Below are 15,291 nucleotides of genomic sequence, written 5' to 3' on the forward strand. Positions count from 1 at the left end.
AGAAGAAATTTCATGCGCGGGCCTTTGCCATCGCCTCGGCCATCTTCAGCGCCGCGATCGTGGATGAGGGATCGGCCAGACCCTTGCCCGCGATGTCGAAGGCCGTGCCGTGATCGGGCGAGGTGCGGATGAAGGGCAGGCCAAGCGTCACGTTCACGCCCCCGGCGAAATCCAGCGTCTTGATGGGGATCAGCGCCTGATCGTGATAGGCGCAGATCGCCGCGTCGTAGCGGGCGCGTGCGGGGGCGTGGAACATCGTGTCGGCGGGAAGGGGGCCGGTCAGGCTGAAGCCCTCGGCCCGCAGGCGCGCGATCAGGGGCGCGATCATCTGCTGTTCCTCAAGGCCCATCCGTCCGCCTTCGCCCGCATGGGGGTTCAGGCCCGCCACCGCGATGCGCGGGGCGTCGATGCCGAAATCGCGGATCAGGGCTGCGCGGGTCAGCCGGATCGCCTGTTCCAGCGCCGCTTCTGTCAGGGCTTCTGGCACGTCCTTAAGCGGAATGTGGATCGTTGCCGGCACGACCCGGCAGGGCGGTGTTACTGTGGTCGAGGCCAGCATCATCGCCACCGGCACGTCGCCCGCCAGATGCGCGAGGAATTCGGTATGGCCCGGAAAGGCGAAGCCCGCGCCTTTTTGCAGCGCCTCCTTGCTGATCGGCGCGGTGGTGATCGCCGCGACCTTGCCCGCCAGTGCCAGTTGGGCCGCGCGTTCGATCACCGCGACCGTCGCCGCCGCATTGGCGGGGTCGGGCTGGCCGGGACGCGCCGGGGCGGGAAAGTCGTGGCGCAGCACCGGCAGATGGCCCGGCGGCACCGGGTCCGAGGGGTGGGCGATTTCGGCGAATACCGCGCCCTGCGGCAGGTGGCGCGGATCGCCCAGCCAGACCAGATCGATGCCCGAGGCCAGCGCCAGCGGCGCCAGTTCCGGGCCGATCCCCGCCGGATCGCCCGAGGTCAGCAGGATGCGATCGGCCATCAGGGCCGCCGGATCAGCGCATCGGCGCGCAGATCGGCCAGCAGGTTCTCGGCCGCTGCCGTGATCTTGCGGTTGAAGACCTGGTTGCGGACATCCTCGCGCGCGGGGACGCCTTCGGGGGTCGTGCCTATCCCGTCGGGCTGCTCGGCCGTCACCGGCACGTTCGGGGGCGGCAGCGGCGCCAGCGCGGGTTGGCGCGAACACAGCATCACCAGTTCCGCCGTGCCGTCGCCCAAGGGCAGCGCCGTCGCCTCGTCCGGGTCCATCGAGGCCAGCCTTGTGGCGATCAGCGCCGGGACCCCTTCGGGTGACTGGGTCTGGCGGCGGATCTGCGAGGCGGCGGCACCCGCCTGCGTGTAGAGGTCGTCGCAATTGCGGGTGATCTGCGCCAGACGCGCGGCCTCGGCCTCGGTCGCCAGACGCAGGGTCATGTAGTCCAGCAATTGCGCGCGCGCGCCGGGGCGCAGCGTGCCAAGCGCGTCGCGCAGGAAGAACAGCACCACCGCGCCCTCGACCGTCAGCGGCTGCGTGACCTGCCCCGGTTGCAGCCCTGTGACGATCGGCGCCAGCGAGGGCGGCAATTCGTTCAGCCGCACGACGTCCAGCCGCCCGCCCTGCTCGGCCGAGGGCACGGCCGAGAACTCGCGCGCGAAGGCCGCGAATTGCGCCTCGGTCGGGTTCGAGGCGACGATGCGCTGCGCGATGGCCATGGCCTGCGCCTCTTGTCCCGGAGGCGCGGGGATGATCAGTTCCGACAGGGCCACCCGGTCGATGATCGGGGTTTCCAGAACGCGGCGCAGTTCCTGTTCGACCTCGGCCTCCGAGACGTTGATCTGCGCCAGAAGGCGCGCGCGCACGACCTCGCGCCAGACGGTGCCGGCCTCGATGAAGTCGCGGAAGACCTGCGGCTCGATCCCGCCCTGCGCCAGACGCTGGATCAGCTCGTCCGTGGTCAGGCCCGCGCGGCCGGCGAATTCCTCCTGCCCGGCGGCAAGCCCTTCGGGGGTGATCTCGATGCCAAGGCGGCTGGCGGCCTGCAGGCGCAGCCGGTCATCGACCAGCGCCTGCTGGGCATCGGCGGCGGTCGTGTCCATCGCGCCCAGAAAGCGCATGAAACGCTGGCGCTGCTCGACCTCGTAGCGGGTCACGGCGCTGTCATTGACGTAGATGACCGGCTGGAACAGCCCCTGGGCTGCGACCGGTGTCGCCACGGGCAGGGCAAGCGCCGCCGCCAGGATCATGCCGGATAGGATATGCCGCATTCGCCGCCCTCTTTCATTCGTCTTGCCGCGCAATCTAGCGCATGCAGTTGCGCCGCGCCACCGTGCCGGGACCGCCGGGCGATTGCCCGAACCCGGCCAGCCGCACGGACAGGTCCAGGCTGGTCTCTGGCCGCACCAGATCCGACGAGGTGAAGCGCCGCGTCACCCCCGTCTCGACCGCCAGGCATTCGTTGCGATAGGTCACCCGCAGCGACGCCCGCTGCGCGCGGTCGGCGGCAAAGTCATAGCGCGTTTCGGCCGCGCCCCACCAGCCATCCGCGATCTGCCAGCCGACCGTGGCGGCCAGTTCGCTTGTGTCGCTGTCGCGGCCCTCTTCGGCGTCGCTGGCGATCCACAGATGCCCCGCCGAAAGCTGCAGGTCCGGGCGCAGCCAGCCCAGCCGCAATTCGTTGCGCGAGACGGTCAGCGAATCGTCGAACAGCGCGCGGTTGGCAATGGCCAGCCCCGTGCCGCTGTCGAAATGCGCCGCCATCAGCCAGTCCGATCGCCGCCCTGCCAGCGGCCCCGCCTCTGAGAACGCCCCCTGAGGGCGCGCCCGGAACACGCGGCCCCCGGTCAGCCCGATCGACCAGCCCGCCGGGTCCAGCCGTGTCCAGGTCGCGCCGACATTGGCGCGCAGGCCCGTCTCGCGCGCGTCCCAGCCCGGAAAGCGGCTCTCCGAGAACAGGTTGCCCTCGTCGAACTCGATCAGGCGGCTGTCCTCGTTGGGGATGTCGTCGTCGCTGCCCTGCGGCGAATAGAGAAGCTGGATCACCGGCTCGACCAGATGGGTGGCAGCCCCCGTGCCCCCGGCCAGCGGCCAGCGCAGTTCGGCGCCGATCATCGGGTCCAGGCGGCCCACCAGCCTGTCGAACCGGTCATCCTGCGCGATCCGGTAGAGATCGGCCTCGAGCGAGGTCAGCGCGGCGGCCACCACACCGCCCGGCAGGATCGCATGACGCCGCCAATCCACCCCGACCGAGCCGCGCGCCACGTCGCGGCCCAGGATGTTCTCGTCCGAGGGGCGGCGATGGGCATGGACCGACCATTCCAGCAGCGCCTCGCCGCCGATCAGGTCCGGGGTCAGCCGGCGCATCCAGATCGCGGTGGCGACCTGGGCGGGGGATGTGGCGTTGTCCTCGTCCTCGCGCAGCGAATGGTAATTGCCGACCCGGCCCCAGAACAGCCGGTCGCGGCGCACCCGCTCGACCGAGACGCCCGACCACAGCCGGTCGGCATTCGTCACGCTGTAATCCAGCAGATAGGCCCGGTCGGTCGCCGCCTGCAACTGCGCCGCCAGCCGGTAGCCGCGCGCCAGTTCGAACAGCGCCGCACCAAAGACATAGCCGCGCGTCTCGCCGGGGCGCAGGTCGTCGCGGGTGATCGCGGCGTTCCATTCGGTCGCGCCATTGGCGAAGGCGTGGCGATAGCGCGCCTCCAGCGTTCGGGTGCGGCCAAAGGACAGATAGGGTGTCAGCGTCACATCCGCATGATCGCCAAGCGTCTGGAAATAGGGCAGCTTCATCCCGAACCCCAGCCCCGAGGTCGTGCGGATCTGCGGACGCAGGAACCCGCTTTGCCGCTGGACGGTCGGATCGGGCGCGGTGATGGTAAAGGGCGCCTGCGCCAGCGGAATGCCGAAGGCGCGGAATTGCGGATGCTCGAAGGACAGGCGCCGCGTCTCGGCGTCATGGGTGATGCTGCGGGCGCGGATCTCCCACAGGGGGGCGGGATCGCCCGCGCAGATCTCGCAGGACGAGGCCGCGACACGGCGCAGCGTGGTCACGCGCCCGCCCTGGCTGCGTTCGGCCTCGGTCGCGGCCAGCTGCAATTCGCGGGCGATGACCATGCGCGCGCCGCGCAGGATGCCGTCCTGCAATTCGCCGTCGATCTGGCCCGCATCCGCGATCAGCACGGCCTCTGCATCGGGGTCCGTGGCGCCGGGCTGCGACAGGTGGATCGGCCCCTCCAGCGTCAGATCGCCCGAGGCCCCGTCCACGACGATCCGCGAGGCGACCAGCCGCGCGCCCTGATACCAGACGACCACCCCGCCCGAGGCGATCAGCGTGCGGTCCCCCTGCAACGCGACGTGATCGGCCAGAACCGTGGCCGCGCCCCCCTGCCGCGCGCCCGCCGATCCGGGCAGGGTCACGCCGATATCGGGATCGACGGCCTCGGGGCGCGACAGGGTGGGCGTGCGGTCGCCCACCGGCGCGCTGCCCAGTTCCTGCGCGGCGGGCGCCAGCGCCGCCCCGCCGCTGCGGTCGGCAAGGGGGGTGCCGCTCATGGCCGACATGTCGAGGAAAGGCGCCTCGGGGCCATCTTGCGCCCCGGCCGCGGCAGCCCCGATCAGCAGGGCCAGCGCCGAGGTCAGGATCAGGCTGTTGCGGGTCATCCGTCCTCTCGCTTCAGGATCAGGGCGACGGCCAGGGCCGCGCCCACGGCGGGCGGGGTCCATGCGGCCATTTCCGGCGTGATCTGGCCATTATCGCCCAGAACCTGCGCCAGATTGCGCAGGAAGAACAGCGCAATCCCCCCGCCAAAGGCCATCAGCACCGCGCCGCCGGTATTGCGGCCCCGGACATGCTGCATCGTGAAGGCCGCCGCGATCAGGATCATCGCCGCCATCATGGCGGGCCGGGCCAGCTCCATCTGGAACCAGACCTTGTGGCGGGCGGCGGAAAAGCCCGCGCGCTCCAGCCCGTCGATAAAGGCGGGCAGCTGCCAGACCGGCACCGCATCGGGCCGCCCGAACCCCTCGCGGATGCGCTGCGCCGTCAGGTCCGAGGGCAGGCGCAGTTCGTCCCGCGCGACCATCGCGGCCTGCGGATTGGGCGCGTCCAGCGGAAAGTCGCGCGCCTCCGTCAGCACCCATTCGCCCGGCTCCAGCCGCGCCTCGCGGGCCTCGATCCGGCGGACGGGGCCACGGCTTTCGTCAAAGATCATGAAGCTCGCCTGATACAGCACCGCCGCGTCGGGGCTGGTCCGCGCGGCGCGGATCACGACCTGCCCGCCGCCCTGCGCAAAGCCCTGCCGCAGCCAGACCTCGCTTTCGCCCAGGCTGACCGTCTGCTGCCCGCCCCGGTCGATCGCGGCGATCGCGTCGTCGTAAAGCCCGCCCGTCACCGCGACCAGAGGGTTCACCAGCGCCACCGCCACCACCCCCACCGCCGCCGCCGTCAGCGCGGGCACCGCAACGCAGCGCAGCGCCGACCGCCCGGATGCGCGGATCGCGACCATCTCGGAGGACCGCGCCAGCCCGATGAACAGCGCGATCCCCGACAGGACGGTGATCAGCGGCAGGATCGAATAGAAGCTGCCGGTCACGTTCAGGGCGGCGATGCCCGCGGCCTCGGACAGGCCGACGCCGCGGCCGGAAAAGCGGCGCACGGTCTCGATCATGTCGATCAGGAACAGGATCAGCCCGAAGACCGCCGCGATCAGCGCCAGAACCCGCAGGAAGCGCCGCGCCAGATACCGCGCCAGGATCATGCCGCGCCCCCTTTCGGCCCGCGCGCGCGCCCAGCCAGCCACAGCAGCGCGACCGACAGCCCCCCGCCGACCAGCGCCGGAACGTAAAGCAGCGGCCACAGCCCCGGATTGCGCCCGACCTGCCCGGCAGCGGCATTCGACAGGAACTGCACCAGGATCAGGCCCAGGATCGCCCAGCCCACCTGCCGCCACACCCCGAACCGCGAGAAGCCCCCGATCAGCAGAGTTGCAAAGCCCAGCATCGCGGCGACCGGCGACAGCAGGGGCTGGGCGATCCGCTCATGCGCCTCGGCCCGCGCGGCGCCCGCGCTGGCGCCGGTGGCCTCCAGCAGCGCCTGATCGGGCGCCAGCAGCCGCAGCGTGCCGTAATCGCGCAGATCGCGGCCCCGTTCGGACCGCCCCCCCGTCATCGCCCCGATATCATAGCTGAACTCGGCAAAACGCGTGACCGCCAGCCCCGGCCCGTCCTCGCGCAGCGTCTGGGTCAGCCCGTTCAGCAGCACCAGAACCGGCCCGGCCTCGGTCCGCACGACCAGAGCCTCCTCCGAGGAATAGGTCACGGCGGCGCGCGGATTGCGCCGGTCCTCGATGAACAGGTCCAGCAGGCGCCCGTCGGCGGCCACATCGCGGATGAACAGCGTGATCCCGCGCGCCGGATACTGGAACGCGCCGGGGCGCAGGAATTGCGCGGTGACGTTCTCGGTGATCTCGGCCTGCCGGTCGGCCAGCCGCGCCCGCGCCATGGGCACCAGCCCGTGAACCAGCACCGCGACCATCAGCGCGACCATCACGCCAAAGACCGCGACGGGCCGCGCCAGCCGCCAGGGCGACAGCCCCGCCGCCTGCATCGCCACCAGCTCGGATTCGTTCGACAGCCGGTTCGTGCCATAGGCCACAGCGGCAAAGGCCGCGACCGGCAGGACCGTGGCGATCACGATGGGCAGGGTCAGCGCGGTGAATTCCAGCACGACCAGCGCGGTCTGGCCGTCATTCAGCAGGTCGTCGAACAGCTGCACCGCCCGGTTGATCCAGTAGACCGAGACCAGCACCAGCGCGAAGAACCCGAACAGGGTCGTCAGCAGCCCAAACATATATCGGTCGATCTGGCGCATCCCGGCCCTTTGCCGCGTGACATTCCGCCCTGCTTAGCCGCAAGGGCGGCTCTGGAAAAGGGCCGGGCGCGGGTCTAGGGTCATGCGCAACCAGACGTGAGGACCCCCATGACACAGCCCGTGCAGATCAGCTTCACCGAAACCGCCCCCGACCGGCTTGCCACGCATGAGGGCCGCGCCGCCCTGATCCTCGGCGCCGATGGCAAGCTGCCCGGCCGCCTGCCGCGCGCCCTGCGCGAGGCCGTGACCCGGGCGCTGGACTCCAGGGCGGGCAAGGCGCTGAAACCCGGCCAGGCCCTTGAACTGGCCTTCCCGGCGGGCCTTCAGGTCGAGACGCTGCTGCTGGTCAACCTGCCCGATGGCGCCTCGGTCACTGACGCGCGCCGTGCGGGCGCGGCGATCGGCGCGCGGCTGGGCGGCCAGCACATGCTGGTCATGGCGGGCGCGCACAAACGCGCGGGCGACATCGCGCTGGGCCTTGCCCTGCGCGGCTACGACTTCGACGCCTATCGTAGCAAGCCCGACGAGGACGAAACCCCGCAGCCCCGCGTGACCTTCATGGTCAAGGACCCCGAGGCGCTGGCGAAATCCGCCGCCGACGCCGCCGCCCTGGCCGAAGGCGTGTTCTTCACCCGCGATCTGGTCAACGAACCCGCCAACGTCCTGACCACCAGCGATTTCGCGGACCGCCTGCTTGCGATGCGCGAACTGGGCCTCGAGGTCGAGGTGATCGAGGAAAAGAAACTCGCCAAACTGGGCATGCGCGCGCTTCTGGCCGTGGGCCAGGGCAGCGAATCGCCCTCCAAGGTCGTGGTGATGCGCTGGAACGGCGCGGGCGATCAGGCCCCGCTGGCGCTGGTCGGCAAGGGCGTCGTCTTCGATTCGGGCGGCATCTCGATCAAGCCCGCCGCCGGGATGGAAGAGATGACGATGGACATGGGCGGCGCGGGCGTCGTGGCGGGCGTCATGCGGACGCTGGCGCTGCGCCGGGCCAAGGCCAATGTCGTGGGCCTTGTCGGCCTGGTCGAGAACATGCCCGACGGCCGCGCCCAACGCCCCGGCGACATCGTGAAATCCATGAAGGGCGACACGATCGAGGTCATCAACACCGATGCCGAGGGGCGCCTCGTCCTGGCCGACGTCCTCTGGTACGCCCAGCAGGAATACAAGCCCGCCGCCGTGATCGACCTTGCCACCCTGACCGGCGCGGTCATCATCGCACTGGGCCATGACAATGCGGGCGTCTTCGCCAATGACGACGCGCTGGCCGACGGCATCCTCTCCGCCGCAAGGGCCGAGGGCGAGGGCGCATGGCGCCTGCCCCTGGGTCCGTCCTATGACAGCCTGATCAAGTCGCGTCTGGCCGACATGAAGAACACCGGAGGCCGCGCCGCAGGCTCGATCACCGCCGCGCAGTTCCTGCAACGCTTCATCAAGCAGGATCAGCCTTGGGCGCATATCGACATCGCGGGCGTGGCGCTGCCGCCCTCGGCCACCGATCTGGCACCCAAGGGCGCGACGGGCTGGGGCGTGATGACGCTCGACCGCCTCGTCCGCGACCGGTTCGAGGGCAAGTGACCCCCGCCCACCGCCACAGCACCCTGACAGGCCGCGCCGCCCGGCGCGGCCCCATCCCGCGCGGGGCAACCGCAAGCGGTGCACGCCCTGTGCACATCCTGTGCACGCCCGGCGTATGCCCGGAGCGCGCCGAAATCCAGCAAGCGCTGGCGAAAACCGTCCCCACACGGCGAACCGCGCAACACCCACCGCGCGTTGCGCCACGGGACGGCGCGGCCTGACGATGGGCAAGGCGCTCTTCTACCACCTCACGCGATCCCCGGCCGAGGATCTGCTGCCGCAACTCCTCACCCGCGCGCTGGCCGCCGGCTGGCGGGTGGAACTGCGCGCGACCACCCCCGCCCGCCTCGAACGGCTCGACCTGCATCTGTGGCAAGGCGACGGCTTCCTGCCCCACGGCCTTGCCGGCGGCCCCCATGACGCCCGCCAGCCGGTCCTGCTGACCCTGCCCGACCAGCAGGCGACGAACGCCCCCTCCTGCCTGATGACGCTGGACGGCCCGCCCCTCGATCCCGCGCAGATCGCCCGGCTGGACCGAACCTGCATCCTCTTCGACGGCAGCGACACGACGGCCTTGAACACGGCCCGCGACCAATGGCGCCAGCTTGCCGCCGCTGCGATAGAATCCGAATATTGGTCAGAAGAATCAGGCCGTTGGGAACGAAAGCGCTAGGCCAATCCGGCCTTTGCCTTGGTCCAAATATCCACGGGGGGTGAATTGGCCGCAGGCCAAGAGGGGGGCAGTCAGCCCCCCTAGACCCCGCCCGCGGCAACGTCTCTCAGGCCGCCTCATGCCCCGCCAGCCGGGCATGCAGATCCTCGCGCGACAGGCTCTGCTTCGGCCCCTGCACGACCGCGCGGCCCCGCTCCATCACCAGAAAGGCGTCGCCCAGATCCCAGGCGAAATCGAAGAACTGCTCGACCAGCACGATGGCCATGTCGCCCCGGTCTCGCAGGGCGGCGATGACCCGGCCGATCTGGGCGATGATGTTGGGCTGGATCCCCTCGGTCGGCTCGTCCAGCAGCAGAACGCGCGGCCGCGTGATCAGCGCCCGCGCAATGGCCAGCTGCTGCTGCTGCCCTCCCGACAGATCGCCGCCCCGCCGATGCGCCATCTCGGCAAGCACAGGGAAACTCTCGAAAATCTCGTCGGGAATGGCGCGCTCGGCGCGGGGCAGACAGGCGAAACCCGTCTCCATGTTCTCGCGCACGGTCAGCATCGGAAAGATGGCGCGGCCCTGCGGGACATAGCCCACGCCCATCCGCGCCATGGCCTGCGCGCTGACCCGGCCCAGGGGCTTGCCGTCCAGCGACAGATCCCCCCCGGAGCGCGGATGCCGCCCCGCCAGAAGGTTCATCAGCGAGGTCTTGCCGACCCCGTTGCTGCCCATCACGCAGGTCACCGCGCCGGGCCGGGCGGCAATGTCGATCCCGTGCAGGATCTGGCTGCCGCCATAATGCAGGGTCAGGTTCTTGGCTTCCAGCATCTCATCGCCCCAGATAGACTTCGATCACGTCGGGATTGCGCGTCACATGGTCCAGAGAACCTTCGGCCAGCACCGAACCCTGATGCAGCACCGTCACCCGGCAATTCAGGCGGCGCACGAAATCCATGTCATGTTCCACCACCACCACGGCCCGCGTCTCGGCCAGACGACAGAGCAGCGTCGTGGTCTGCTCGCGCTCGGCCAGGGTCATGCCCGCCGCAGGCTCGTCCACCAGCAGCAGGCGCGGGGCCGAGGCCAAGAGCATCCCGATCTCAAGCCATTGCTTCTGGCCGTGGCTCAATTCGCCCGCCTTGCGCGCGATCTGCTCTGACAGGCCGACCTCGGCGGCCAGTTCCGCGACGCGCGTGGCGCTGTCCCGATCAGGGCGCCAGCGCAGCACGGCAAGGGGGCCGCGCTCGGCCTTCAGGGCCATGGTCAGGTTCTCAGCCACGGTCTGATCCTCGAAGACGGTCGGGCGCTGGAACTTGCGGCCGATCCCCTCGCGGGCGATCTGGGCCTCGTTCATCCGCAGCAGCGACTTCGAGCCCTCGCCCCACAGGACCTCGCCCTCGTCGGGGCGGGTCTTGCCGGTCACGATGTCCATGAAGGTGGTCTTGCCCGCCCCGTTCGGCCCGATCACCGCGCGCAGTTCGACCGCGCCGATGGAAAAGGACAGGTTGTTGATCGCCTTGAACCCGTCGAAGGTCTTGCTGATGCCGCTGACTTCCAGAAGCGCGCTCATGCCTTGGCCTCTTTCTCCTGAAGGGCGCCCTGACCGGGGCCCAGATCGCGGCCATGGCGGCGCGGCGGCAGGATGCCCGAAAGCCGGTCAAAGACCCCGGCGATGCCCTTGGGCGCGAACAGCGTGACCAGCACGAAGGTCAGGCCAAGCGCCACCTGCCACCAATCGACCCAGTTCACCACATAGCCCGGCAGATGGATCGAGGGCGCCCGCCCGCCGGTGAACCAGCTGGACAGCAGCGACACGATCACCGCGCCGATCACCGCGCCGTAAAGCCGTCCGCGCCCTCCGATCGCCACCCAGACCGCCAGATAGATCGATGCGATGGGCATCATTTCCGCCGGGTTGATGATCCCCGCCTGCGGATAATACAGCGCCCCCGCCACGGCCGTCATCATCGCGGCGATGGTGAAGACCACCAGCTTGAACCCCTCGACCGGGTAGCCCAGAAATCGCACGCGGGTTTCGTCGTCGCGGATCGCGCGGACCACGCTGCCGAACTTGCCGCTGACCAGCCAGGCGGCCAGCGCATAGCCCAAGGCCAGCGCCAGCGCCGAGGCCCAGAGGAACCAGACCGACAGCGTGGCCTGCCCGACATGATCCAGGCCGGGGATGTTCTGCAACCCCGACAGGCCGTTATTGCCCCGGAACCCGCTGTCGTTCTGGAACAGCCACAGCGCCAGCGCCAGCGTCATCGCCTGCGTCAGGATCGACAGATAGACCCCGTTCACGCGCGAACGGAAGGCCAGCCAGCCAAAGACCAGCGCCAACAGCCCCGGCACGGCCAGAACAAGGATCAGTTGCAGGGTCAGCGAATGGGCGAAGGACCAGACCAGCGGCAGGTCCGACGATCCGACCACGCCGAAGATCTGGTTCGTCACCGCGTCCTGCAATTCCTGCGCGGTGGCGGGGATGGGCTGCTGGGCCAGTTGGGCCGCCACGATGGTCTCGGTCCGGGCATACATCAGCCATTGGCCGATCATGTAGCCGCCCAGCCCGAAGAACGCCATCTGGCCAAGCGACAGGATGCCCAGATAGCCCCAGACCAGATCCATCGCCACGGCGGCCAGCGCCAGGCACAGCGTCTTGCCCAGAAGCTTGATCATCGAGACCGGGATCGCGCCCGATCCATAGGCCGCGCTGCCCGCCGTGACGGCGGCGGTAAAGACCGCCAGAACCGCCAGGACAACCAGGATCGAGGGGTGCCGCAGCACGAAGGGGGTGCGTGTCATGGGCTCAGACCTCTGCCGCGCGGCCCTTTTGCGGGATGATCCCGCGGGGCCGGAACTGGATGAAGATGATGATGAACAGGATCATGAAGGTCTGCGCCGCCAGCGTGTTCGCGGGATTGAGCGCCTCGATCACCTTGGACAGCCCGCCGATCAGCGTGGCGCCCGCCAGCGTGCCCCAGATGTTGCCGACACCGCCCACGACCACCGTCATGAAGCTCTGCACGATGTATTGCTGGCCCAGTTCCGAGGTGACCTGCGCGAAGAGGCCGATGGCCACGCCCGCGATCCCCGCGATGCCCGAGCCAAGGCCGAAGGTCATCATGGCGATGCGGTCGGGGTTGATGCCCATGCTGGCCGCCATGCCGGGGTTCTGGGTCACGGCGCGGACCTCCAGCCCCAGCCGGGTGCGCTTCATGATGAACAGGAACAGCGCCAGGAACAGCAGCGCCAGCACGAAGATCGCCACGCGGATCGAGCTGATCCCGATCACGTCGTTGATGGTGATGGAGCCTTCCAGCCATGTGGGCGCCGTCAGGGGCCGGGCCTGCGTGCCGAAGATGTTCTTGGCCAGCTGTTGCAGCGCGATGGACACGCCGAAGGTCGCCAGCAGCGTCTCAAGCGGGCGATGCGCCAGATGGCGGATCACCAGCCGGTACAGCACGACGCCCGCCCCGAAGGTCACGACAAAGGCCAAGGGCAGCGCCACGATCAGCGACAGCGTGCGGTCCGCGATGATGGTCTGGACGGTAAAGCCCGTATAGGCGCCCATCATGATGAATTCGCCATGCGCCATGTTGATCACGCGCATCACGCCAAAGGTGATCGCCAGACCGATTGCCGCAAGGAAGTAGATCGAGGCCAGAGACAGCGCGTCCAGCCCCAGATCGATGCCCTGCATCGCGGCCAGCCGCACCTGCGCGCGGATCTGCGCGGCCTTGGCGGCATCGGTCACGGCGGGGTCGGGTTCCGCATAGAGGTCAAAGAAGCGGTGCGCGGCCAGCGCCGCGTCGATCTCGGCCGTGGTGGCGGCGGGGGGAACGGCGCCCGACGCCTCCAGCGCCTCGTAGGCGCGGTCGCGGGCGGCTGGGTCGGAAAGCTGCGCCACCTGAATGCCGCCCACGCTGCCGTTCTGGATGTTGGCGGCCAGACGGGTGCGCTGTTCGGCGGGCGTCAGGGCCGGGTCCAGCGCGCCTTGCTGGATCAGCAGGGCGATGGCCGCCTCGCGCGGCAGATCCTTGCTGCCCGGGGTCAGTTCATCCGCGATATTGCCCTGCGGCTCGGTCGTCCCGACCACGCGGCGGGTCGCCAGCAGCGGGTTCAGCGCGGCGCGGAAATCAAGGCCGACATCGCCCGCCAGTTCCTCGATCGCGGCGACGCGGGCGGCGCTGTCGGGGTCGTGCTGGATGGTCAGCAGCCGTTCCAGCCGCGCCTTGCGGGCGGCCAGCGCCGGGTCGGGATCGTCCAGCGCGGCGCGCAGCGCGGTCAGCCCCTCGGCGTCGGCACCGCGCGACAGGCTGTCCAGCGCGGCGGCACGGCGGGCGGGGTCGGGATCGGTCAGCGCACCGGCGGCCAGCGCGGCCTCTATCACGCCGCGCACGCCGGAATTGGGGCGCAGCATCTTCGCGTCGCCCGTCACCGGGACGCCGGTCGCGGCGTCGGTCAGCGCGTCGCCATCGGCGATCACCGCGCGCCCGTCCAGCAGGCCCAGCCTGCGGTCGGCCCAGGCCTGCAGCAGTGCCAGACCTTCGGGGCCGGTGGCGGCGATGCGGGCCACCAGAGGCTCGACCGTCCGGCGCGAGGGCTGGTCGATCTGGTCGATATTCTCGGAGATCAGCGTCTCGAGCGCGGGATTTGCGGCAGAGGGGGCAGAAAGGCCCGCCAGCATCAGCACCGCCAGCAGCGGGGCGATCAGGAAAAACCGGGGCACGCGCGTATCCTTTGGGTCATTCGGCAATCGGGGCGGCGCAACGCCGCCCCGCGCGAGGGATCAGTAATTCGACTGGATCTGCACGCAGCTTTCGGTCTCGGTGTTCCACATGCCGCAGCCCTTGCCCGGCCAGTCGGCCTCCAGCACCGCCGATTCCGGCAGGAAGTCCGTCCAGGCGTCGCCCGGCACCGGATCGGTCTGGCTGACGATGTCGAACTGGCCATCGGCGCGGATCTCGCCGATCAGGACGGGCTTGGTCAGGTGGTGGTTCGGAAGGACGGTCGCGGTGCCGCCGGTCAGGTTCGGAACCTCGATGCCCACGATGGCGTCGCGCACGGCGTCCACATCGGTCGTGCCGGCGGCCTCGACGGCGGCGACCCAGGCGTTGAAGCCGATCATCGTGGCTTCCATCGGGTCGTTGGTCACGCGGTTCGTGTCGCCGGTAAAGGCGTGCCATGCCTCGATGAAGGCGTCGTTTTCAGCCGATTCGGCCGATTGGAAGTAGTTCCAGGCGGCCAGGTGGCCAACGAGGTTGGTCGTGTCCAGACCCGACAATTCTTCCTCGCCGACCGAGAAGGCCATGACCGGAATGTCGTCCGAGGAAATCCCCGCCGCCGCCAGTTCCTTGTAGAAGCCCACATTCGCATCGCCGTTGATGGTCGAGACGACGCCGACCTTCTTGCCGCCCGCGCCAAGCGCCACGACATCGGCCACGATCCGCGACCAGTCCGAATGGCCGAACGGCGTGTAGTTCACGAAGATATCCTCGGCGGCGACGCCGTTCGACTTGAGATAGGCATCAAGGATGTTGTTCGTGGTGCGCGGATAGACGTAGTCGGTGCCCAGAAGCGCCCAGCTTTCGACGCCCAGCTCCTCCATCATGTAATCGACGGCGGGGATCGCCTGCTGGTTCGGGGCGGCGCCGGTATAGATCACGTTGCGCGACGATTCCTCGCCCTCGTATTGGACCGGATAGAACAGCAGGCCGTTCAGTTCCTCGATCACGGGCAGCACGGCCTTGCGGCTGACGCTGGTCCAGCAGCCGAACATCACGTCAACCTCACTGACGGTCAGCAGCTCGCGCGCCTTTTCGGCGAAAAGCGGCCAGTCCGAGGCCGGATCGACGACGACGGCTTCCAGCGGGCGGCCCAGCACGCCGCCCTTGGCGTTCTGCTGTTCCACCATCATCAGGACCGTGTCCTTCAGCGTGGTTTCCGAAATCGCCATCGTGCCGGACAGCGAATGCAGCACGCCGATCTTGATCGGCTCACCTTCCTGCGCATGGGCCATGCCCGCCAGCGCAAGGGCGCTGGTCGTCATCAGCAGTCGCGTTGTCTTGATCATCGTTAAAACTCCCCCGGTCTGGCCGGATGTCCCTGTTGTCCCTGTGGAAGGCAGCGCCTTCGCAGATGCAGAAAAATCGGAAATCGGGCATCTGGACAGGATTCGGGCAGTCCGGAGGCGGGTCGCGCAGGTTTTGGCG

General features: G+C 69.4%; 12 protein-coding genes. 2 read left to right on the top strand and 10 right to left on the bottom strand.

Features of this window, described 5'->3' with window-relative positions:
- Nucleotides 1-10: 10 nt before the first annotated feature.
- Genes pdxA through lptF form a run of 5 tightly spaced genes read right to left on the bottom strand, consistent with a single transcriptional unit; the run spans nt 11 to nt 6,842 of the window.
- Entirely contained in the window at nt 11-976 is a 966-nt protein-coding gene (pdxA, locus tag ACTZWU_RS02260) for a 4-hydroxythreonine-4-phosphate dehydrogenase PdxA (RefSeq protein ID WP_444735725.1), read from the bottom strand.
- Entirely contained in the window at nt 976-2,238 is a 1,263-nt protein-coding gene (locus ACTZWU_RS02265; RefSeq protein WP_444735726.1) for a peptidylprolyl isomerase, read from the bottom strand. The genes pdxA and ACTZWU_RS02265 overlap by 1 nt, the downstream gene beginning before the upstream one ends.
- 34 nt (nt 2,239-2,272) lie before the next feature.
- The gene (locus ACTZWU_RS02270; protein ID WP_444735727.1) at nt 2,273-4,633 is read right to left on the bottom strand and encodes an LPS-assembly protein LptD; all 2,361 of its coding nucleotides are present in this window, start codon (nt 4,631-4,633) and stop codon (nt 2,273-2,275) included.
- The gene (gene lptG, locus ACTZWU_RS02275) at nt 4,630-5,730 is read right to left on the bottom strand and encodes an LPS export ABC transporter permease LptG (RefSeq protein ID WP_444735728.1); all 1,101 of its coding nucleotides are present in this window, start codon (nt 5,728-5,730) and stop codon (nt 4,630-4,632) included. The genes ACTZWU_RS02270 and lptG overlap by 4 nt, the downstream gene beginning before the upstream one ends.
- Complete coding sequence (gene lptF / locus ACTZWU_RS02280) at nt 5,727-6,842, bottom strand: LPS export ABC transporter permease LptF (protein WP_444735729.1); 1,116 nt, start codon at nt 6,840-6,842, stop codon at nt 5,727-5,729. The genes lptG and lptF overlap by 4 nt, the downstream gene beginning before the upstream one ends.
- Before the next feature lie 108 nt (nt 6,843-6,950).
- On the opposite strand from lptF, the gene ACTZWU_RS02285 reads away from it, so the two are divergent.
- On the top strand, nt 6,951-8,420 hold the full coding sequence (locus ACTZWU_RS02285; RefSeq protein ID WP_444735730.1) for a leucyl aminopeptidase: 1,470 nt from the start codon (nt 6,951-6,953) through the stop codon (nt 8,418-8,420).
- A gap of 223 nt (nt 8,421-8,643) precedes the next feature.
- Nucleotides 8,644-9,093, top strand: coding sequence for a DNA polymerase III subunit chi (locus ACTZWU_RS02290; protein ID WP_444735731.1), 450 nt, complete (start codon nt 8,644-8,646; stop codon nt 9,091-9,093).
- Nucleotides 9,094-9,199: 106 nt separating this feature from the next.
- Here ACTZWU_RS02290 and urtE read toward each other — a convergent pair whose 3' ends face one another.
- The 5 genes from urtE to urtA form a co-directional block, all read right to left on the bottom strand.
- Nucleotides 9,200-9,907, bottom strand: a complete 708-nt coding sequence (gene urtE / locus ACTZWU_RS02295) for an urea ABC transporter ATP-binding subunit UrtE (protein WP_444735732.1) — start codon at nt 9,905-9,907, stop codon at nt 9,200-9,202.
- Nucleotide 9,908: 1 nt separating this feature from the next.
- Complete coding sequence (gene urtD, locus ACTZWU_RS02300; protein WP_444735733.1) at nt 9,909-10,649, bottom strand: urea ABC transporter ATP-binding protein UrtD; 741 nt, start codon at nt 10,647-10,649, stop codon at nt 9,909-9,911.
- The gene (gene urtC / locus ACTZWU_RS02305; protein WP_444735734.1) at nt 10,646-11,881 is read right to left on the bottom strand and encodes an urea ABC transporter permease subunit UrtC; all 1,236 of its coding nucleotides are present in this window, start codon (nt 11,879-11,881) and stop codon (nt 10,646-10,648) included. Before urtC ends, urtD begins: the two co-directional genes overlap by 4 nt.
- Nucleotides 11,882-11,885: 4 nt before the next feature.
- A complete protein-coding gene (urtB, locus tag ACTZWU_RS02310) occupies nt 11,886-13,766 on the bottom strand; it encodes an urea ABC transporter permease subunit UrtB (RefSeq protein WP_444735885.1) in 1,881 nt (626 codons plus the stop codon).
- A 102-nt stretch (nt 13,767-13,868) separates the two neighbouring features.
- Nucleotides 13,869-15,152 (bottom strand): urea ABC transporter substrate-binding protein, encoded by a 1,284-nt coding sequence (urtA, locus tag ACTZWU_RS02315; RefSeq protein ID WP_444735735.1) that lies wholly within the window; start codon nt 15,150-15,152, stop codon nt 13,869-13,871.
- Nucleotides 15,153-15,291: the final 139 nt, after the last annotated feature.

Origin of the sequence: Paracoccus sp. NSM (genome assembly GCF_052379855.1) — a bacterium.
Classification (GTDB): Bacteria; Pseudomonadota; Alphaproteobacteria; order Rhodobacterales; family Rhodobacteraceae; genus Paracoccus.

Bases quoted from the DNA above. Each gene is read 5' to 3' on its own strand.
- pdxA (WP_444735725.1), bottom strand. From the start codon at position 976: ATGGCCGATCGCATCCTGCTGACCTCGGGCGATCCGGCGGGGATCGGC.
- ACTZWU_RS02265 (WP_444735726.1), bottom strand. From the start codon at position 2,238: ATGCGGCATATCCTATCCGGCATGATCCTGGCGGCGGCGCTTGCCCTG.
- ACTZWU_RS02270 (WP_444735727.1), bottom strand. From the start codon at position 4,633: ATGACCCGCAACAGCCTGATCCTGACCTCGGCGCTGGCCCTGCTGATC.
- lptG (WP_444735728.1), bottom strand. From the start codon at position 5,730: ATGATCCTGGCGCGGTATCTGGCGCGGCGCTTCCTGCGGGTTCTGGCG.
- lptF (WP_444735729.1), bottom strand. From the start codon at position 6,842: ATGCGCCAGATCGACCGATATATGTTTGGGCTGCTGACGACCCTGTTC.
- ACTZWU_RS02285 (WP_444735730.1), top strand. From the start codon at position 6,951: ATGACACAGCCCGTGCAGATCAGCTTCACCGAAACCGCCCCCGACCGG.
- ACTZWU_RS02290 (WP_444735731.1), top strand. From the start codon at position 8,644: ATGGGCAAGGCGCTCTTCTACCACCTCACGCGATCCCCGGCCGAGGAT.
- urtE (WP_444735732.1), bottom strand. From the start codon at position 9,907: ATGCTGGAAGCCAAGAACCTGACCCTGCATTATGGCGGCAGCCAGATC.
- urtD (WP_444735733.1), bottom strand. From the start codon at position 10,649: ATGAGCGCGCTTCTGGAAGTCAGCGGCATCAGCAAGACCTTCGACGGG.
- urtC (WP_444735734.1), bottom strand. From the start codon at position 11,881: ATGACACGCACCCCCTTCGTGCTGCGGCACCCCTCGATCCTGGTTGTC.
- urtB (WP_444735885.1), bottom strand. From the start codon at position 13,766: ATGCTGGCGGGCCTTTCTGCCCCCTCTGCCGCAAATCCCGCGCTCGAG.
- urtA (WP_444735735.1), bottom strand. From the start codon at position 15,152: ATGATCAAGACAACGCGACTGCTGATGACGACCAGCGCCCTTGCGCTG.